At 69.1% G+C, this 19,310-nt stretch carries 24 protein-coding genes; all 24 read left to right on the top strand.

Annotated features, from left to right (window positions below; genetic code table 11):
- The first annotated feature begins 21 nt into the window (after positions 1 to 21).
- The 24 genes from IPK85_03465 (at position 22) to IPK85_03580 (ending at position 19,308) form a co-directional block, all read left to right on the top strand.
- The gene (locus IPK85_03465; protein ID MBK8246445.1) at positions 22 to 300 is read left to right on the top strand and encodes a hypothetical protein; all 279 of its coding nucleotides are present in this window, start codon (positions 22 to 24) and stop codon (positions 298 to 300) included.
- Entirely contained in the window at positions 281 to 559 is a 279-nt protein-coding gene (locus tag IPK85_03470; protein ID MBK8246446.1) for a hypothetical protein, read from the top strand. Before IPK85_03465 ends, IPK85_03470 begins: the two co-directional genes overlap by 20 nt.
- The gene (locus IPK85_03475; GenBank protein MBK8246447.1) at positions 468 to 2,018 is read left to right on the top strand and encodes a hypothetical protein; all 1,551 of its coding nucleotides are present in this window, start codon (positions 468 to 470) and stop codon (positions 2,016 to 2,018) included. Before IPK85_03470 ends, IPK85_03475 begins: the two co-directional genes overlap by 92 nt.
- Before the next feature lie 418 nt (positions 2,019 to 2,436).
- Positions 2,437 to 2,814, top strand: coding sequence for an HNH endonuclease (locus IPK85_03480; protein ID MBK8246448.1), 378 nt, complete (start codon positions 2,437 to 2,439; stop codon positions 2,812 to 2,814).
- A 28-nt stretch (positions 2,815 to 2,842) separates the two neighbouring features.
- Entirely contained in the window at positions 2,843 to 4,279 is a 1,437-nt protein-coding gene (locus IPK85_03485) for a phage portal protein (GenBank protein ID MBK8246449.1), read from the top strand.
- A 185-nt stretch (positions 4,280 to 4,464) separates the two neighbouring features.
- Positions 4,465 to 5,070 (top strand): phage scaffolding protein, encoded by a 606-nt coding sequence (locus IPK85_03490; GenBank protein MBK8246450.1) that lies wholly within the window; start codon positions 4,465 to 4,467, stop codon positions 5,068 to 5,070.
- 34 nt (positions 5,071 to 5,104) lie between these two features.
- Positions 5,105 to 5,938 (top strand): P22 coat protein - protein 5 domain protein, encoded by an 834-nt coding sequence (locus IPK85_03495; GenBank protein ID MBK8246451.1) that lies wholly within the window; start codon positions 5,105 to 5,107, stop codon positions 5,936 to 5,938.
- A gap of 93 nt (positions 5,939 to 6,031) precedes the next feature.
- Complete coding sequence (locus tag IPK85_03500; GenBank protein MBK8246452.1) at positions 6,032 to 6,397, top strand: hypothetical protein; 366 nt, start codon at positions 6,032 to 6,034, stop codon at positions 6,395 to 6,397.
- On the top strand, positions 6,397 to 6,708 hold the full coding sequence (locus IPK85_03505; GenBank protein MBK8246453.1) for a hypothetical protein: 312 nt from the start codon (positions 6,397 to 6,399) through the stop codon (positions 6,706 to 6,708). The genes IPK85_03500 and IPK85_03505 overlap by 1 nt, the downstream gene beginning before the upstream one ends.
- Positions 6,709 to 6,711: 3 nt before the next feature.
- Positions 6,712 to 7,308, top strand: coding sequence for a hypothetical protein (locus IPK85_03510; protein ID MBK8246454.1), 597 nt, complete (start codon positions 6,712 to 6,714; stop codon positions 7,306 to 7,308).
- Positions 7,308 to 7,730 (top strand): hypothetical protein, encoded by a 423-nt coding sequence (locus IPK85_03515; GenBank protein ID MBK8246455.1) that lies wholly within the window; start codon positions 7,308 to 7,310, stop codon positions 7,728 to 7,730. Before IPK85_03510 ends, IPK85_03515 begins: the two co-directional genes overlap by 1 nt.
- Positions 7,730 to 8,476 (top strand): hypothetical protein, encoded by a 747-nt coding sequence (locus tag IPK85_03520; GenBank protein ID MBK8246456.1) that lies wholly within the window; start codon positions 7,730 to 7,732, stop codon positions 8,474 to 8,476. Before IPK85_03515 ends, IPK85_03520 begins: the two co-directional genes overlap by 1 nt.
- 8 nt (positions 8,477 to 8,484) lie before the next feature.
- Complete coding sequence (locus IPK85_03525; protein ID MBK8246457.1) at positions 8,485 to 8,982, top strand: hypothetical protein; 498 nt, start codon at positions 8,485 to 8,487, stop codon at positions 8,980 to 8,982.
- 4 nt (positions 8,983 to 8,986) lie between these two features.
- Positions 8,987 to 9,412 (top strand): hypothetical protein, encoded by a 426-nt coding sequence (locus tag IPK85_03530; GenBank protein ID MBK8246458.1) that lies wholly within the window; start codon positions 8,987 to 8,989, stop codon positions 9,410 to 9,412.
- A gap of 10 nt (positions 9,413 to 9,422) precedes the next feature.
- On the top strand, positions 9,423 to 10,988 hold the full coding sequence (locus IPK85_03535; protein ID MBK8246459.1) for a hypothetical protein: 1,566 nt from the start codon (positions 9,423 to 9,425) through the stop codon (positions 10,986 to 10,988).
- Complete coding sequence (locus IPK85_03540; GenBank protein MBK8246460.1) at positions 10,985 to 12,169, top strand: hypothetical protein; 1,185 nt, start codon at positions 10,985 to 10,987, stop codon at positions 12,167 to 12,169. Before IPK85_03535 ends, IPK85_03540 begins: the two co-directional genes overlap by 4 nt.
- Entirely contained in the window at positions 12,169 to 12,468 is a 300-nt protein-coding gene (locus IPK85_03545) for a hypothetical protein (GenBank protein MBK8246461.1), read from the top strand. The genes IPK85_03540 and IPK85_03545 overlap by 1 nt, the downstream gene beginning before the upstream one ends.
- Positions 12,469 to 13,059, top strand: a complete 591-nt coding sequence (locus IPK85_03550; GenBank protein MBK8246462.1) for a hypothetical protein — start codon at positions 12,469 to 12,471, stop codon at positions 13,057 to 13,059.
- A complete protein-coding gene (locus IPK85_03555) occupies positions 13,059 to 13,907 on the top strand; it encodes a hypothetical protein (GenBank protein ID MBK8246463.1) in 849 nt (282 codons plus the stop codon). Before IPK85_03550 ends, IPK85_03555 begins: the two co-directional genes overlap by 1 nt.
- The gene (locus IPK85_03560; GenBank protein MBK8246464.1) at positions 13,907 to 14,320 is read left to right on the top strand and encodes a hypothetical protein; all 414 of its coding nucleotides are present in this window, start codon (positions 13,907 to 13,909) and stop codon (positions 14,318 to 14,320) included. Before IPK85_03555 ends, IPK85_03560 begins: the two co-directional genes overlap by 1 nt.
- A complete protein-coding gene (locus IPK85_03565) occupies positions 14,317 to 14,508 on the top strand; it encodes a hypothetical protein (GenBank protein MBK8246465.1) in 192 nt (63 codons plus the stop codon). Before IPK85_03560 ends, IPK85_03565 begins: the two co-directional genes overlap by 4 nt.
- Before the next feature lie 36 nt (positions 14,509 to 14,544).
- Positions 14,545 to 16,890 carry a hypothetical protein gene (locus tag IPK85_03570; protein MBK8246466.1) on the top strand — a complete coding sequence of 782 codons (2,346 nt, stop codon included), beginning with the start codon at positions 14,545 to 14,547 and terminating at the stop codon, positions 16,888 to 16,890.
- Positions 16,863 to 17,831: a cellulase family glycosylhydrolase gene (locus tag IPK85_03575; protein ID MBK8246467.1), complete on the top strand. Its 969-nt coding sequence runs from the start codon at positions 16,863 to 16,865 to the stop codon at positions 17,829 to 17,831. Before IPK85_03570 ends, IPK85_03575 begins: the two co-directional genes overlap by 28 nt.
- A gap of 367 nt (positions 17,832 to 18,198) precedes the next feature.
- Positions 18,199 to 19,308, top strand: a complete 1,110-nt coding sequence (locus tag IPK85_03580) for a site-specific integrase (GenBank protein MBK8246468.1) — start codon at positions 18,199 to 18,201, stop codon at positions 19,306 to 19,308.
- Positions 19,309 to 19,310: the final 2 nt, after the last annotated feature.

The following is a 19,310-nucleotide window of genomic DNA, read 5'->3' on the forward strand; positions in this document are numbered from 1 at the left end:
ACCCCGGCAGGACGTGGAAGGGTGAGCCGGGTGCACGACTGGTCGCACCAGGTGCGGGCTAAGCCGGTGCGTGATCGGGCGAACGCTGACCCGACGACACGGTGCTGGCGCTGCGGGCGGACGCTGGCCGAGGTGCAGGCGGCCGAGCCGGGCCGACGGGTGGTGTGGCACGCCGGTCACACGGTGACGGGCGACCGGTGGTCGCCGCTGTTGGCCGAGTGCTCGGTGTGCAACCTGCGGGACGCGGCGAAGACGACGACGTTGAAGCGGAGGAGCTCGGGTGGCACGCAGCGTTTCTGACGCCGCTGCCAGCGGCGACATCCGGGCCACGTACGAGGCGCTGCGCGACGACCTGGCGAAGAAGCTCGAGCTCGCCGAGCCGGCGGTGGCGGCGCAGATCGCTGGCCAGCTGCGGGCGATCCTGAAGGACCTGGCTGCGATGCCGGCGGCGAAGGTGGTGCCGAAGCGTGACGATCTGCGAGCAAGGCGTGAAGCGCGTCGGGTCGCAGGTGCCGCGGCTGTCGCATCTGCCGCGAAGGGCGGTCGCAAGCGCGGGTGACGACGCGATCGAGTTCGCCGAGTCGATCGGCTGGTCGGTCGAGGCCGGCCGCGGGTTCTACGTGCTCGACGAGTGGCAGAAGTACTGCATCCGCGGGATCCTGAGCGAGGACGAGAACGCCCGGCTGTGCGCATTCCTGGTGCTGCTCATCGTTCCACGCCAGAACGGCAAGGGCGCCGTGCTCGAGGTCGTCGAGCTCTACGCGCTGTTCGTGCTCGAGCTGCCGCTGATCCTGCACTCGGCCCATCTCGGTGAGACGTCGGCGGATCACATGGATCGCATGTGGGCGGCGATCAGCTCGGACCCAGAGCTGCGAGCTCAGTGCAAGCAGGTGCTTGCCAAGGGGTACGAGGCGATCGAGTTCCGGCCGGTGGATCCCGCGTCGGGCGAGCCGCGCCGGCGCGAGTCGGGCGCAGCGGTGATGTGCGAGATCCGGTTCCGCACCCGCTCGAAGAAGGGCGGCCGCGGCGGCTCGCCGCAGATGGTCGTCTTCGACGAGGCGCTGTTCCTCACCGCCCAGCAGGTATCGGCGATGCTGCCGTCGCTGTCGGCGCAGACGATGAACGAGGACCCGCCGATCTTGATCTACGCGTCGTCGGCGCCGATCGGCGAGTCCGAACGGCTGCACGAGGTGCGGGCCGCGATCCTGCGGGGCGACTCGCCGGACGCGTTCATGGCCGAGTGGTCGGTGCCGTTGCCGGACGGCGCGCACGGTGATCGTGCGGCGGCGCTCCGCCAGCTCGCCGACGATCCGGAGTCGGTCTACGTCGCGAACCCGGGCGTCGGGATCCGGATCGATCCGGAGTGGTGTCGGACGATCGAACGGTCCGGCATGTCGCTCGAGGACTGGTGCATCGAACGGCTCGGCGTGGTGTTCACCGCCGACGGCGACACGGGCGTGCTGCCGTCGAACCGGTGGAACGTGTGCCGCGACATCGAGTCGTTCGTCGAGTCGGGCCGGATCGCGCTGGCCGTCGGCCCGAACGGCTCGTGGTCGGCGATCGACCTGGTCGGTGAACGGCCGGACGGTGCGCTGCACGTCGAGGTGGTCCGCCACGAAATCGGCACCGAGTGGGTGGTCGACGCGGCGAGGAAGGGCACGGCGAAGTACGGGCCGCTCGTCGTCGACCCGAAGACGGACAGCGCTCGGCTGATCGAGCGGCTGGTCGCTGCACGGGTGCCGCTGCAGGAGATGTCGACGGCGGACGTGGTCCGGGCGTCGGTCGCGTTCCAGGACGACGTCCTCAACTGCCGGATCCGTCACCTCGACCAGCCCGAGCTCAACGCCGCCGTCGCCGGCGCCGACATCCGGCCGGTGGGGGAGTCGTGGGTGTTCTCGGCCAAGGCGTCGACGGTCGACGTGACCACGCTGCTCGCCGCCGTGCTCGCCGCCGGTGCTGTCCGGGGCGGCCCGAAGAAGTCGAAGACGATGCACACCCGCGGCGCCAGGTCGCGTTGAGCCCCTTCTGCGGAAGTGCGGAAGCCGCACGAAACGCATGGTGCGGAAGTGCGGAGATGCTGTGCCGATGAACGAGAAGTGCCCCGAATGTGGCCGCGTTGTCGAGCCGTCACGAACGAAGCCGCGCCGTTTCTGCTGCTCTTGCCTCCCGCCCGAGAAGCTGATTGGCACGCGCGAATGGCATCGGCTGTCGGCTCACTTGCGGGCGAAGCATGGTCCCAAGAAGCGGGACCTTCCGTCGATCGGTGGCGAGGCGAAGATCTGCAAGGGGTGCGACAGGCCGTTTCTTCCGTGGTCGCGATCCCAGCATCCGGGCGCCGCTGGGGCGCGTTGTCGGGAGTGCTTCAACAACTACAAGAGGGCCAAACCGAGTCGCCAGCAAGCTCAGGCGAAGAAGCTGGCCGAGCACCACGACTCCGTGCCGCCTCGAATCTGCCCGGGATGCGGCGACGAGCATCGGCACGGCGGCGGAAGCCGCTGCGCCGATTGCGCCCACGACCATCGCAAGTCGCTCCGCTCAGCCGCAGAGGCGCGCCGTCTTGACGCCGTTCGGGTCGGCGACCAGGACATCCACTGGACGTTGCTCGGCGAGCGCGATGGCTGGGTGTGCCACCTCTGCTCGAAGCGGGTGCCGAAGGTTGCTGGCACCGCCGAGCAGCCGATGGGCGCGACGGTCGACCACCTGATTCCGATCGCCCATGGCGGCGAACACGTGTGGGCGAATGTCGCCCTCGCGCATCGAACCTGCAACATCTCGCGTGGCGCCAGAGGCGTCGCGCAGCACCGGCGGCCGTAGCCGCCCCGACCCCCTTGGAGGCGAACGCATGGAGACACGTTCGCCGGAGTGGTGGTTGGTCAACCTCTACAGGCGGCTCATCACCCGCCAACCTCAGATCGCACTGTGCGAGGCGTACTACGACGGTCGGCATCCGCTCTCGTTCACCACCAGCGAGTACCGGCAGGAGTTCTCGTCGATGCTGCGCGGTGTGTCGGACAACTGGATGGCGCTCGTCGTCGATGCTGTCGAGGAACGGCTTCACGTCGAGGGGTTCCGGATGGGCGATCAGCCTGCCGGCGACGCCGACGCGTGGAAGGTGTGGCAGGAGAACTGCCTCGACGCCGACTCGGAGATGCTGCACTCGACGGCGCTGCAGACCGGTTCGGCGTACGCGATGGTGTGGTTCGGCGAGGACGAGCGGCCGGAGATCACCGTCGAGCACCCGTCGCAGTGCTTCGTCGCCTACGAGTCCGGCTCGACCCGGAAGCGTGCTGCAGCGCTGAAGGCGTGGGTCGATGAGTGGACCGGCGACGTCCGCGCGAACGTGTACCTGCCGGGCGAGATCCACAAGTTCCAGGCGAAGCGGGCGATCACGCTCGCCGACTACTCGACCGAGATGGGCCGTGATCGGCGGCTCGGTGTGCTCGGTGCGATGTGGAAGCCGCTCGAGGGTGACGAGGCGGTCGTCGAGAACCCGCTCGGCGCGGTGCCGATCGTCGAGTTCCGGAACCGGCCGCGGCTGCTCGGCGAGGGTCGTTCGGAGATCGCTGACGTGATCTCGGTGCAGAACCAGATCAACAAGCTGGTGTGCGACATGATGGTCGCTGCCGAGTACACGGCTTTCAAGCAGCGGTGGGCGACCGGTGTCGAGATCCCGACGGACCCGATGACCGGCGACCCGCTTGAGAGCTGGCGACCGTCGGTCGACCGGCTGTTCCACACGGAGAACGACCAGGCGAAGTTCGGTGAATTCGGTGAGACCGACCTGAAGAACTACGTGGCGGCGCTCGAGAACCGCGTGCAGTCCCTCGCGTCGCGGACCCGGACGCCTCCGCACTACCTGCTCGGCTCGTCCGGGTCGTTCCCGTCCGGCGAGTCGCTGAAGGCGACCGAAACGGGTCTGATCGCGAAGTGCCGGTCGCGGCAACGCCACTTCGGTGAGTCGTGGGAGGAAGTGCTCCGGCTCGCGTTCGCGGTGCTCGGCGACGAGCAGCGTTCGCAGGCCGAGTCGGCCGAGACGATCTGGACCGACCCGGAGTCGCGTTCGGAGGCCGAGCACACCGACTCGCTGCTGAAGAAGATGTCGATGGGCGTCCCGCTGCACCAGCTGTGGGAGGACGCCGGCTACTCGCAGACGCAGATCGCCCGGTTCCGGGAGCTGCTGATCGACGAGCGCGCGCTGCTGCGCGTGCCGTTCCTGAGCGACGCGGAAGCGCGTGCACGGCTCGGCCTCGACGCCGGCCAGCAGACCCCGCCCGCCTGAGAGTCAGGCGGCCAAGGTCGAGCGGATCCGTTCTCCCCGCGGCCCCCCGATCCCCGATCCCCGATCACCGCAAGCGAAACGCCGAGGTGGTCGACCAAACCAGCAGTGCTCCGCAAGCGAAACGCCGAGGAGCGACGTTCATCCCGCAAGCGAAACGCAGAGGGACCGACGGAAGGAAAGCCCCAATGGCTGACGACCCCACGCCGACCGATCCGGTCGTCGAATCCCCGCCCGAACCGTCCACGGCGCCCGCCAAGGACGAGGCCACCGAACTGAAGGCCGAGCTCGCCAAGTGGCGGGAGATGGCCAAGAAGTCGGAGTCCCTCGCCAAGTCGAACGCTGCCGCCGCCGAGAAGCTCGCCAAGATCGAGGAGGCGTCGAAGTCGGAGCTCGAACGAGCTCAGGCTGCCGCCACCGCGGCCGAGGAGCGAGCGAAGGCCGCGGAGGAGCGGATCGCCCGAGCTCTCACCCGTGCGGCCGTGTCGGCCGCCGCCGTGAAGGCCGGAGCGATCGACGCCGACGCCGTGCTCGCCCTGCTCCCCGCCGACGCGGTCACCGTCGACGGCGACGAGGTGAAGGGCGTGGACGACGCGATCAAGGCGCTGCGCGACGCGAAGCCGTACCTGTTCGGGAAGCCGAAGCCCGCACCCGGGTCCGCCGACGGCGGCCGGCAGGGCGACAAGCAGGCCCAGTGGACGGCCGACCAGCTCAAGCAGGCCGCGAAGCAGGGGCGTCACGAAGAGATCAACGCCGCCCGGAAGGCGGGGCTCCTGGCCTCGCTGATGGGCTGACCACCACCACCCCTCTCCGAAAGGACCATCCCCCATGGCCATCAGCTTCATCCCCGAGATCTGGGCGTCCGTCCCGCTCGGCGTCCTCGAGAAGTCCCTCGTGTACGCCCAGGCCGGCGTCGTCAACCGCGACTACGAGGGCGAGATCCGCTCCGGTGGCGACACCGTGCACATCCGCAGCATCTCGGACCCGACGGTGTCGTCGTACACCAAGAACTCGACCGTCACCTACGAGACGCTCACCGACGCCGACCGCCAGCTGCGCATCGACCAGCAGAAGATCTTCTCCTTCTCGGTCGACGACATCGACGAGGCGCAGGCGTCCGGCGCGCTCGAGCGGGCGCTCACCCAGGCCGCGTACAAGCTGCGCGACACCGCCGACCAGTACGTCGCCGGCCTGTACACCGGCGCCGCGTCGGCGAACCAGATCGGCGCCGTCTCGGTCACGACCGCCGCGCTCGCCTACACGCAGCTGCGGAAGCTGTCGGTGAAGCTCGACGAGGCCAACGTGCCCGTCGAGGGTCGCTGGTGCGTGGTGCCGCCGTGGTACCACGGGCTGCTGCTCGAGGAGGACAAGTTCGTCCGCGTCGACGCATCGGGCTCGGACATGGCGTTGCGCAACGGCGTCATCGGCCAGGCGCTCGGCTTCACCGTGCTCAAGTCCAACAACGCCCCGTTCGTCACGGGCGACGACTACGCGGTGATCGCCGGCCACCCGATGGCGATCAGCTACGCCGAGCAGATCCTCAACATCGAGACCCTGCGTCTCGAGACGAAGGTCGCGACCGGCGTGCGCGGCCTCCACGTGTACGGCGCCAAGCTCGTCCGCCCCGACGCGATCGCCACCGTCGTCGCCTCGCAGACCTGATCCCCCGGGCGTGGGCCACCGACTCCGGTCGGTGGCCCACGCATCGTTCATCCCTCCTCGCACCACCACCAGTTCCTCACGAAAGGGGCCACCATGGCTCGCACCGCAGTCACCGTCGAGACCCTGTCCCGCACCGGCGCCACGTCGCCGACGGGCACGACCGCCGACCCCACCAACGACCACTCGGTCGACCTGGGCGGCTACCCGCTGGAGGAGTTCATCTTCCGGTTCACCAACACCAACGGCTCCGACCGGGTCGCCACGATCGTCGCCGGCGACAACCCGCCCGCGATGTCGGCCGGCCAGGGCAACCTCGACATCACCGTCCCGGCCACGTCGGGCGACATGACCGTCGCCGGGCTCGAGTCGGCCCGGTTCATCCAGAACGACGGCACGGTCAGCATCGACCTCGCCGCGTCGTTCGCCGGCGAGGTGTACGCGATCCGGGTGCCGCGCTGATGGCCACCACGGTCGTCGTCCGCGGTACGGGCGGGACGCTGTTCGAGATGGACGTGCCGGCCGGCGGGACGCTGCTCGACACGTGGAACGAGAAGATCGCGAGCGGCGAGCTCGTGATCGTGACCGCTCCCGTGAAGTGGGTGGACGGCCTCGACGGCGCGAAGCATCTCGTCCTCGACGTCACCGCCGAGCCCGAGCCCGAGCCGCCCGCCGAGGACGTCGAGTCCGAGGCCGCTGCCGAGCCGAAGCGTCGTGGCCGCCCGCCGAAGTCCACCGAGGAGACCACCGAGGTCGCCCCCACCGAGGAGTGAGCCATGCCGTCGTCGTTGCCGTCCGTCGAGGACCTCGCTGACTACCTGCGTGTCGTCGAGACGGCCGTCGACGACTACGACGTCCTCGACGGCGTCCGGCTCTACACCCAGTCGCTGATCCGCAAGGTCACCGGCCGCACCTGGACGGTGGCCAGCGGATCGGCGAGCACTCGCGTGTACGCCCCGCGTGCCGTCGGCCAGGACCTCATCCGCATCCACGACTGCGTCACCGTCACGTCCGTCACCAACGACGGCGTGACGGTGCCGGCGTGGACGACCGCCGGCGGCTACCAGCTCGAACCGCTCAACGGGCTCGACTGGGCCGGCGAGACCCGCCCGTACGAGGGCATCCGCTACATCGGGAACGCGTGGACGTTCGACCGGTTCCGTGCGACGGTCGCCGTGACCGCCGACTGGGGATGGGCTGCGCTGCCCGACCAGGTGGTGCGCACCCACTACGTCCTCGCGAAGGACGTGTGGGAGTTCCGCTCCCAGCAGGGCAACGCCGGCATGGACGAGTTCCTGGAGAACAAGGCGAAGATGCTCCTCAAGGGCTACCGCCGCGAGGAGGCCAAGGCCGGGATCGGCGGGCCGCGCTGATGGCTGGCTTCACGCTCTCCACGATTCGCGCCGCGATCGGCGCGCAGCTCGCCGCGAACATCGACAAGGGCACGAACATCGACGTCGACGGCAAGGGCTCGCCCGCCCCGGCCGTGCGGCTCGTGATGGACGAGACCCCGAACTTCTTCGGGACGTTCGGCCCGGACGGGGTGTGCCGCTGCCGGTTCCGGCTGACGATCGACCCCGCCGGCAACGACCAGGCGGCGGTCCGCCGCCTCGACCAGTACCTGTCGGTCGGCACCGGCAACAGCTGGTCGGTGGTGGACGCGCTGAAGGTCGACGACACCTTCGGCGGGGCCGTGTCCGGCCTCGAGGTCGCACCGGGCGACTACGACGCGGAGAACGTGACGGCCGATCTGCTGCTCACGTTCATCGCCATGAAGCAGAACGCGGAGGTCTGATGTCCATCCAAGTCCCCACCGCCGCGCAGCTCGCCGTCGGTTCGTTCAACGCGACGTCGACGTCGAACAAGGTCGACTGGGGCGTCGACGTCGCCGTGCGCGACAAGACCACCTGGGGATCGCGCAAGTTCCAGGAGTTCGCCCCGACCACCCGCACCCTGCGCGTGGCACTCGGCGGGTTCAACGACTACGCCGCCGCCGCCTGGGACGAGTACGCCCGCACGAACGCCGGGTCCGCACAGATCGTCACGCTCGCCTACGCCGACGCCGACTCGGCCGGCACCGGCGCCATCATGGCGAACGGGCTGATGCCGCAAGGCCCGTCGTTCGTCGCGTCGGTCGGCGATCTGCCGACGATCGCACCGACCATCGTCGGGTCCACCATCTACCCGCCCGTCGCCGAAGGTCAGGTGACGCAGACCACCGGGACCGCGATCACGGCGACCGCGAACACGACCCCCGTGCAGCTCGGCCAGCTCGCCGCCACCCAGTACATCGTCGCCGCCATCCACATCTTCGACTACTCGGGCACCGGGACACTCACGTTCCAGATCCAGTCGTCGAGCTCGTCGGGCGGGTCGTACACGAACCGTGGTTCGGCCGGCACCGCTCTGTCGGCGGCCGGCGCCCAGTGGCTGTCGGCCACGAGCATCACGACCACGAACACCTGGTGGCGGCTGAACGTCACCGCCTCTGCGTCCCCGTCCGCGACCGTCCTGGCGTCGCTCGCCATCTTCACCCCGTAGGAGTCCCCGTGTCCATCACCGCACTCACCTCGCTCTACGTCGCGGTCGCAGCGTCGACCACCGGTGGCACCGCCCCGGGTGGCTCCTCGGCTCCGACCGGCTGCTCGCTGTCCTCGCCGTCCGACATCTCGTCGTACGTGACCGGCATCCAGCAGGAGGCGACCGCGGCGACGCTGCCCGTGACCGCGTTCGGGTCGGGCGGGTTCGAGGCGTTCGTCATCGGTCTGAAGACCGGCACGCTGAACCTGTCGCTGCTGAACGACTACGCCGCCGGCGCCCTGAACTCGCTGATCGGTGTCGCCGGTTCGGTCGTGCCGGTCGGCTCGTCGAGCCTGCTGTACGTCGAGGTGCGCCGCACGTCGAACTCGCGCAGCTCGAGCAACCCGGGGTTCATCTGCGCCGTGCTCAACCGGAACTTCCAGACGTTCAACGCGTCGGTCGGCGAGGTCCCGACCTGTGCGTGGAACCCGCAGATCACCGGCGGCTACGCCGAGCTCGCAGCCTGAGCTCGTGGCGACGTCGCCCGATCTGGCGTCGCTCGCCCGCAAGATCGACCGTGTCGTCCACGACCTGAAGAGCGAAGCGATGCTCAAGGCCGTCGGCATGGAGGGCAAGAAGATCGGCTCCGATCAGATCCGATCGGACACCGGTGGCGACGCCAGGATGACGAACTGGCGTCGTGGTCGGCCGATCAACCTCACACCGCGGTTCGACGTCAAGAGCGACACGTCGGTGGAGATCGCCCCGCCCGGCCGTGCCCGTGGCCCGGTGCGCGTGTTGACCGATGGACGGCAGGCGGGCACTTCCCGACGTGGTCGGCCGGTCAGCTCGTCCCGTGGGAAGGGGACGTGGTCGGCGGCGGCCGCGGAGATGGAGCAGCAGCTTCCGAAGGTGGCTGCCAAGCACGTGGAGACGGTGCTGCGCAAGCACTTCTGAGGAGACCCGCATGGCGTCGTTCACCGAGAAGATCCGGTTGCTGTTCGAGGTCGACGACAAGGGGTCGTTGGGTCGGCTGCGCGCGGACATCGCCGCTGCGGACGGCGTCACCGGCAAGTTCAAGGCCGGGATCAAGGGCGCTGGCGACATGCTCAAGCAGAACATGGCAGCCGGCGCGATGGCCGCCGGTGCCGCCGTGTTCACCTATGGCGTCAAGGCTGTGGCAGCGTTCCAAGAGACGGCGCTCGCCGCCGGCAAGATGGCCGACGCGACCGGCCTCACCGTCGAACAGTCCTCGCGGCTCATGGAGGTCGCCGGGGACCTCGGGATCGAGGTCGGCACCGTCCAGGGCGCGATCCAGAAGTTCAACAACGCGATCGCAGGCGGCCGACTCGACGAGTTCGCCGACTCCATCGTCACGGCCAAGGACGGGTCGATCGACGCCTACGAGTCCTTCATCAACACCGCGACAGCGATCGGCAAGATCCAGGACCCGACGAAGCGCGCCCAAGCGGCGCAGAAGGCGTTCGGCAAGAGCTACGGCGAGATCGCCGAGCTGATGACGATGGACGCCGATCAGCTGCGCGCTGCGCTCGACGGCGTGTCCGACGCGAAGGTGATCGACGAAAACGAGCTGCGTCAGGCCCGCCAGTTCCGCGACCTCCTCGACCAGCTGAAGGACCGGCTCGATGACGTGCAGCTCACGGTCGGCGAGCGGGTCATCCCTCGGCTGCTGCTGATGGGCAAGGCCGTCACCGGGATCGCCGATGCGCTCGACAAGATCCCCGACGGCGGCCTGCTGTTCGGATTCGACTCCGACGCCGAACGCAAGGCGCTCACAGCGATCGGCCTGTACGACGACGCAGCGATGGCGGTCGGCGAGGTGATCGACAAGTCGGCGGGTGCGGTCGTCGCGTTCGATGACGCTGGAACGGCTGCGGACGATGTCGGCGAGGACCTGGCCGACCTGGACAAGGCGGCGACCTCGGCGGCGAACGCCACGCGTGATCTGACCGACGAGTACAAGCGGCTGACCGATTCGCTGTCCGACGAGGAGGCGTGGCTCGGGGTCGAGCAGGCGATCGACGACTACAAGGACAAGGTGAACGAGGCCGGCGCCTCCAACCGGGACAAGCGCAAGGCGTTGATCGACCTGAAGCAGTCGCTCATCGACTACCTGTCGTCGCTCGAGGACGTCCCGTTCGAGAAGCAGACCGAGATCCTCGCGCTCATCGACCAGGGCGCGTTCGACGAGGCCGAGAACCAGTTGTCCTACCTGGCCCGCCAGCGGAACGTGCCGATCAACCCGTCGACGGGTGGGGCGTTGCCGAACGTGGCGACGGGCATCAACGGCCGTCGCGCGGCCGGTGGTCCGGTCGCTGCGGGTGGCGCCTACCTGGTGGGCGAGAACGGCCCCGAGATCTTGCAGATGGGCAGTGCCGGCGGGAGCGTGATCCCGAACAGCCGGCTCGGCGGTCCGACCAACGTCTTCGTCAACGTCAAGGCCGACCCGAACGGGACCGTGCAGTCGCTCAAGCAGTACGAGCGGATCAACGGCACGAGGTGGCGTCGATGACGGTGCAGTGGGGTCCCGAGTGGCCCGAGCTGTACCTCGGCGTCGAGTTCATCATCGGGTCGTTCACCGACATCTCCAGCTACGTCCGGTCGCTCGACATCGTGCGCCCAACCTCCGAGGAGACCGGCACCTACTCGCCCGCCACGATGACGGTGGTGCTCGACAACCGGGACGGCCGGTTCTCGGCGTCGAACCTGTCGGGCCCGTACATGTCCGGTGGTGCGACCCTGGTGCTACCGGAGATCACCGTCCGCTACGTCGCCACCTGGGACAGCGTCGACTACCGCCGGTTCACCGGCATGGTCGAGGACTGGGTCGACGAGTACCCGGAGAACGGCGAGGACGCCGTCACCGTCCTCACCTGCGTCGACCATCTCGCCCGGTTCGCCCAGTGGACCGGGTCTGGCGCGTACACGTCGACGGACGGCGCCACCTCCGGCGACATCGTCACCAGCATCGCCGACTCGGTGTCACTCGATCTCACCTGGCGTGACATCGAGACCGGCGACGAGACGCACGCCCCGATCGAGTTCACCGGCAACGGCCTCGACCTGCTCCACGATCTGTGCGACTCCGAGGGTGGCGCCGTCTGGTGGGAACCGCAGATCGCGAGCGACGACGGCGGACTCCGCTTCATCGGCCGTTCCACCAAGGTCACCGACTCGCGACATACGACCAACCAGGCTGTGTTCGGTCCCGGCGACATCCAGTTCCGTGACCCGGTGCTGTCGTCGCCACGCATGTTCATCGTCCGCCAGGCGGCGTTCACCGGCGCTACGGGAGCCGAGCAGGAGACCGGGTCCGGGGTGCCGCGCATCGTGCGGACCGGCATGTCGACTGCGAACGACACCGGCGTCATGGCGATCGCCGAGCTCGAGGTCGCGAAGGGCGACCCGGCCGACAACTTGCGGGTCCGCGAGATCACGGTCGAACCGATCGCCGACGGCTCATGGGCCGACGTGCTCGCCCTGCGGATGCAGGACCGGTGCGAAGTGACCGTCGAACCACGTGTGTCAGGCACGACGGCGACGCTGCCGGTGTTCGTCGACGGGCTCGTCGAGTCGGTCCGCCCGATGCAGTACCAGATCACGTTCTCGTTTCAGTCGGCTGCCGCCTGGTCTGGTTTCTCCAGCTCGGTGTGGGACACCGGCGAGTGGGACGACGCGGTGTGGTTTTTCTGATGGAGATCGTCGTGTGCGTGCACGTGACCACCGAGGCTTCGACGCCGGGCGCGGCTGGCCTGTGGCGGTGGGCGGTCCACATCGGACGCGACTTCGCCGACAGCTCGACGTGTCTGAATGCCGGCGTCGAGGACGAGCAGTTGGCTGCCGAGATGCGCGGCCAAGCGGTCGCGGTTGCTGCCGCCCGGGTTGCCGAGCGGTGCGGTGTGCTCGAGCTGACCGATCTGCCGACCACCGTCGTGCTCGATCACGACCCGATCACTGAGCCGTGGCCGATCGCCAAGGTGGAGGACTTCTAGATGTCGTCTCGTTCGTCGCTCACCGTCACTTCCGGCACCACGATCACCTCGGCGTGGGGCAACGGCATCCGTGACCACATCGTGCCGAAGACCACGACCGATGACGTGTCGTCGACGGGGCAGCTCGCGGCGAACACATCGACGGGCCGGCTGATGATCTACGACGGGTCGACGGCGTTGCGGCTCGCGAACTTCACCGCAGCGGGCCGTACCTGGGTTCGGCTCACCAACTCCGGTTTCGCGCAAGGGTCTGGGGTCACGTCGACGTTCACGTGGACGACCGAGGTCGCTGACGCCGACGGCTGGTACTCGTCCGGCACCAGCGTGACGGTCCCGTCGGGCTTCGACGGGGTGTACCTGGTGACGTTCATCGCGATCAGCGACACCGCCATGTCCGGTGGTGGCACCTGCTCGGCAGCGATCGCCGGGACCACCTATGTCGGCTACTGCTCGGCGGGGAACACGACATCGAACCTGACCGTCGTCGTCGCGCTCGCCGCCGGCGACACGATCGTGTGCCACCACTACAACGGCCACTCAGGAGCCGTGAACACGAACGGCGCGCTGACGATCGTCAGGCTGTGCCGCTGATGGCGCTCCACACGCGCTCGGTCATCGGCACGCCAGAGCCTCCCGCCAGCCGGCCAAGACTCCGCCAGGTGCGGGTGCTGCTCGCGCACGAGGTCGGAGTCGCGACGAACGAGGAACGCGGCCGGTACCGGTCAGCAGACCCGAAGCGGGTCCTCGACGACGCTCGCGCCGCCGCGGCGTACGGCATCGCGGCGGGGAAGCCGTGGGAGTACAGCTGGATGCTCGGCCGTGACGGGTCGGTGTTCACGCAGGCCGGGGAGTTCCGGGCGTCGCACTGCCTGAACTTCAACGACGAGTCGGCCGGGGTGATCTTCCTGAACGCGCTCGGGCTCGCCCCGACCGACGAGCAGATCGAGGCGTGGTGGTTCCTGCGTGGCCATGCCGTCGACCTGGGGGTGCTGGCCGCCGACCATGAGGTGTGGCCGCACTACCGGTACCGGGCGACCTCGTGCCCGGGTGTGCTGGCCACGACCCCGGGCGCACGGTGGGCTGCACCGTCGGGTGATCCGGGCGCGCGGCTCGGTCATCTGATCGACGCGCTCACGGTCCCCGCCGTCCTACCGCCGCCCCTGCCGGCCCCCGATCCGGACCCGATCCCGTCCCCGCTCCCGGAGGTGTTCCGCATGCTCATCATCGTCGGGAACGACGCCAACCACTCCGACCCGCGCCGGTGGGTGTGGGACGGCGCCTTCGTCATGCGGCTCCTCACGAGCGAGGCCGACTACAACCGGCTGCTCGAGCGGGATCGCGCCGGGCTGGTGAAGCTCCACCCGGCGTTCTCGACGCTGGCCTCCCCGTTCTGGATGTCCGCGTCGGAGCTCCGCGAGTACGGGCAGGTTGCCGCCTGATGCCGGCCGAGCTCTTCGGCCGCGACGCGACCGAGATCCTGGTTAGTGCCGCCGCAGCGGTGGTGGCGCTCGGGACGCTGTGGAGGTACCTGGTCCGCCCGACGTGGCACGCCATCCGCGGCTTCGTGCACGGCGTGCAGCTCGCGATCGACGGTGTCGAGTTCGTGAAGGCCCAGATGGAGAACAACGGCGGGTCGACGCTGAAGGACGCGATCGACAGGACCGAAGCGCTCGCCACGAAGACGGTCGAACGTCTCGACGGGATCGACGCCCGCGTCGAGTTCCTCGAGCAGATCCACCGCAAGCAGGCCGAGGTCGACAAGGTCCTCGCCGAGAACGCCGCCAAGCTGGACGCGATCCGGCCGACCCTGCACCTCCCACCGACCACATCACACCAGGAGGAGCCAGTATGAGCCCCAAGTTCCGCAAGGCGTTCCGCAAGGCCGTGGCCACGTTCGTGTTCGCCACGACCGGTCAGCTCGTCGGGCTGCCGCTGCTCGACGTCGACGTGGCCGTCTGGAAGTCGGTCGCCGCGTCCGGTCTGGGGGCGCTGCTCAACCTGGCGTACCGCTGGTCCGAGTCGGCCGCCAAGGAGGCGTGACCCGATGTGTTCTTCACGGATAGCGCCGGGTGACGCATGACGACAGTGAAGCAACTTCCGACGCCGGTCGACGTCGAGGTGGTGGCCGGCGACCCGTTCGCGGTCACCTTCACCGCCACGTCCGGTGTGACGACGTTCGCGTCGCCTGCTGTGACGGTGACGACCGCCGCGGGTGACGCCTACACGACCGACCCCGGCTTGCCTGTGGCCTCGGCCGCGTCGGCGGTGCTGACGTGCGCCTGGTCGGCTGCGGACACGGCAGCGCTGATCACGGACACCCGGGCGAAGGTGTACAAGTACAGCGTGGAGGCGACCGCCGACGGTGGTGGCCCCTATCAGATCTTCGGTGGCACACTCACTGTCCATCCGGTTGGCACGACGGGCACCGGCACGTCGGCAACCCAGTCGGCAAGCCTGACGCTCGGCGGTGCCGCCGTGACGGCCACCGTCGCTCTCGGTGGCGGTGGCGGTGGAGGGTCGACCACGCTCGTCGTGCAGGAGGGCGACGTGACTGTCGTTGCTGCCGCCGACACGCTCGACTTCGGGGCCGGGTTCGACGTGACCGAGTCGCCGTCGGGTGAGGCGAACATCACGCTCGATCTGGCCGAGTACACGGGTGGTGCGTTGCCGGTCGCTGCGGGTGGTACGGGCGCGTCGACAGCTGCCGGGGCGCGTTCTGCGCTCGGTGTCGATGCTGCCGGTACGGCTGCTGCTGCTGTCGCGGCGCACGAGGCCCTGAGTGACCCTCATCCGACCTACACCACGGCGGCCGAACTGTCGGCGGCGTTGGCGAGCTACCTGACGACCGCTGCGGCCGCCGCCGGATATCAGCCGCTCGATTCGGACCTGACGGCGATCGCCGCGCTGTCCACCACGTCGTTCGGGCGCGCCCTGCTGACCCTGGCCGATGCTGCCGCGGCGCGCTCCTCGCTCGGTGTCGTCATCGGCACGGACGTCGCGGCACAGTCGTCGTTGGCGTCGTATCAGCCGCTCGATTCGGACCTGACGGCGATCGCTGCCCTGTCGACGACGAGCTTCGGGCGTTCGCTGCTCGCGCTCGCGGATGCTGCCGCGGCGCGCTCCTCGATCGGTGTCGATGCTGCCGGTACGGCCGCGTCGGCCGTGTCGGCACACGAGTCGGACACGACCAATGTGCATGGCATCACGGACACATCCACCCTGTACCGGTCGGGCGGCACCGATGTCGCTGTCGCCGATGGCGGTACGGGTGCGTCGACAGCTGCCAACGCCCGCACGAACCTGGGGTTGGCGATCGGCACTGACGTCCAGGCGTACGACGCCGAGCTGGCGGCGATCGCTGGGCTGACATCGGCGGCCAACAAGGTCCCGTACTTCACCGGGTCGGGGACGGCTGCTCTGGCCGATTTCTCGGCTGCGGGCCGGGCGCTGGTCGACGACGCCGACGCGACGGCGCAACGAACCACCCTCGGGCTCGGCACGATCGCCACGCAGGCCAGTTCCAGTGTGTCGATCACGGGTGGGTCGGTCACGGGGATCACCGACCTAGCGGTCGCCGATGGCGGGACCGGTGCGTCGACAGCGGCCAATGCTCGCACGAACCTCGGGTTGGTGATCGGCACGGACGTCGCGGCGCAGTCGTCGCTCGCGTCGTACCTGACGACGGCCGCTGCTGCCGCCGGGTATCAGCCGTTGGATTCGGATCTGACTGCGATCGCCGCTCTCACATCGGCGGCCAACAAGGTCCCGTATGCGACGGGTGCCGGTACGTGGGCGCTCACCGACTTCTCGGCTGCGGGCCGGGCGCTGGTCGACGACGCCGACGCTGCTGCACAACGAACCACCCTCGGGCTCGGCACGATCGCCACCCAAGCGTCGAGCAGCGTGTCGGTCACCGGCGGAACGATCACGGGCATCACCGACCTAGCGGTCGCCGATGGCGGGACCGGTGCGTCGACAGCTGCCAACGCCCGCACGAACCTCGATGTCCAGCGTCGCCTGTGGCGTGCCGAGATCAACGCGTCGGCGTGGCAAGCGACCGCCGTCGGCGCGTGGGTCACCGGCGCCACCGGCGTGTTCACCTACTTCTCGGCGGTGTCGGACGGAACACAGAACGCCTCCATCGACTACACCGTCGACCTGTCGCCGGGCACCTGGTCGCTCAAGTTCTTCGGCTACCGGGACCCCGGCCTCGGCATCGCAACCATCAAGCTCGACGGGACCACGATCGGCACCATCGACCTGTACGTGGCAGCCACAGCCGCGTACGACTCCACCATCACCGGCATCACCGTCAGCACCGACGGCGCCCAGACCCTGCAGGTGGTCATGGCAACCAAGAACGCGAGCTCGAGCGGATACCAGGGGAACGCCTCATGGTTCACGATGTGGCGGACGGCATGACCGCTGTCGGGGTCAACACGCAGATCGGTTGGGCTGACACCGACAACGCGACCCGACTCGCGGTGCTCGACCGGCTCGCCGCCGCACGGGTGGAGTGGCTCCGACTCGACGTCGGCTGGGTCACCCTCGAGGACCAGCCCGGCCAGTTCGCCGGCTGGTATCTGGCGACGCTCGACTTCATCGTCGACGCCGCCCGCGCCCGCAACATCAAGGTCCTGGCCGTCATCAAGGGCACCCCGGCATGGGCGTCGCCATCCCCTTCGGGTCCACCGTCGATGCCCGGTCTGGCACTGTCGTTCGCGCAGCGGCTCGCCGGCCACTTCCGCGACCGAATCGCCGCGTACGAGACATGGAACGAACCGAACCATCCCGGGTTCTGGACGGGCACGCTCGACCAGTTCGCTGCCCTCCATCGCGAGATCTCCACCGGCATCCGAGCAGGTGACCCGGCTGCGTCGGTCGTGCTCGCCGGCCCCGCCTACTGTGACAGCGAATGGGTCCGGCAGATGTTGCTGCGCGGCCTTCGCGGCACCTTCGACGCGCTCGCCGTTCACCCGTACATGTCACCGTCGAATCTGCCGCCCGACACCCCTGACCCGGACGGGACGAACATCTGGACGATGACGCATGTCGCCGCGATCCGGTCCCTGCAGGAAGCGTTCGGTGACAGCTCGCCGATCTGGTTCACCGAGTTCGGCTGGTCGAGCCATTCGACACCGTCACCGAACAACTGGGAGCAGGGCGTCACCCAGGCCACGCAAGCGAGCTACCTGACGAAGACGTTGCAGCTGGTCGGGTCCCGCTGGCCGTACGTCTCCCACGTGTTCTGGTACGTGGACCGAGACCGCAGCGACAGCGGCGCCCAGCAGAACAACTACGGGCTCCTCACCCGAGCCGGCCAGCCAAAGGCCGTGTACACCGCGCTCCGCCGCCGCCACTGACACCCCGGCGTTTCCTTCAGATAGCACACCGCATCGAAGATGCTGCCCAACGCCCCTCGGCGCGCCCCGTGCGCGCCGAGGGGCGTTCTTCGCTTTCCGGGGCAAGGATGGTCACAGGATGGTCACGAGCATCGCCGCCCGTGACCCTGGACAGACAGCACCGCGGCCGCTTCTACCTGCACCGATTCGATCCAGTGACCGACCGATCTCACCTTGCCAAGGTGAGGGTCGCGAGTTCGAGTCTCGTCATCCGCTCAGCAAAGGCCCTGGTCAGAGACCCTGACCAGGGCCTTTCTCGTTCCCCGGCCACGGCCGATGGTCACGGATGGTGCACGAGTCGCGCGCCCCGGTGGCATCATCGGCGGGCATGAGGGGCTCCATCGTCCGTCGCGGCGACACCTGGCGCATCCGGTTCGACGGAGAACCAGACCCGGACACCGGGAAGCGCCGGCAGGTCAGCATCACCTTCCGCGGCACGAAACGCGAGGCCGAGGCGCACCTCGCCCGGCTCATCGCCGAAGCGAACGAGGGCGTGCAGCACGGCCACGACGCCACCGTCGACCAGCTCCTCACCGCCTGGTTCGCCCGTGCCCGGCTCGGGCCGGCCACCCGCGTCGACTACGCCTCCGCGATGAAGCACATCCCACCGCCGTTTCGGCGGCTGCCGGTGTGGAAGGTCCGGCCGCACCACCTCGACCAGCTGTACGGGACGCTCGAGCGCGACGGGCTGTCGGCGACACGCATCCGCCGGGTGCACAACATCCTCCGCACTGCGCTCGGCCAGGCCGTGAAGTGGCAGTGGATCGCCCGCAACCCCGCGACCGACGCGTCGCCGCCGCCCGTGCCCGCAGCGAAGATCCAGCCGCCGTCACCCGACGACGTGCGCCGGCTCATCCTCGCCGCAGACCACGACCCGCAGCTCGGCACCTACCTTCGGCTCTCCGCGCATCTCGGCGCTCGCCGCGGTGAGGTGTGCGCGCTCCGCTGGTCCGACATCAACCTCGACACCGGCGAAGTCACCATCCAACGAGCCTGGTCCGACGGCGGCAAAGGGGTCGGCATGGTGCTGAAGACGACCAAGACCAACCAGGAACGCACCGTCGCGCTCGACCGGCACGCCACCGCCACCCTGCGCGCCTGGCGCACCGAATGCGCCCGCGTCGCGCTCGAGCTCGGCGGTCCGCTCGGCCCGTTCGTGTTCTCCAACGACCTCGGCCACACCGCCGTCCGCCCCGACGTCATGACCCACCGGTTCGGTGCGCTCCGCGACCGGCTCGGCCTCGGCCATGTCCGGCTCCACGACCTGCGACACTTCGTCGCCACCCAGCTCCTCGCCGCCGACGTCGACCCGCGCACCGTCTCCGGCCGGCTCGGCCACGCCCGCACCTCGACGACGCTCGACATCTACGCAGCGTTCGTCCCCGCGCGCGACCGCGACGCCGCCGACCTGCTCGGCCGGCTCCTGGCCGACGGCTGACC

This window comes from Gemmatimonadota bacterium, assembly GCA_016712265.1.
In the GTDB taxonomy this organism is placed as follows: domain Bacteria; phylum Gemmatimonadota; class Gemmatimonadetes; order Gemmatimonadales; family Gemmatimonadaceae; genus RBC101.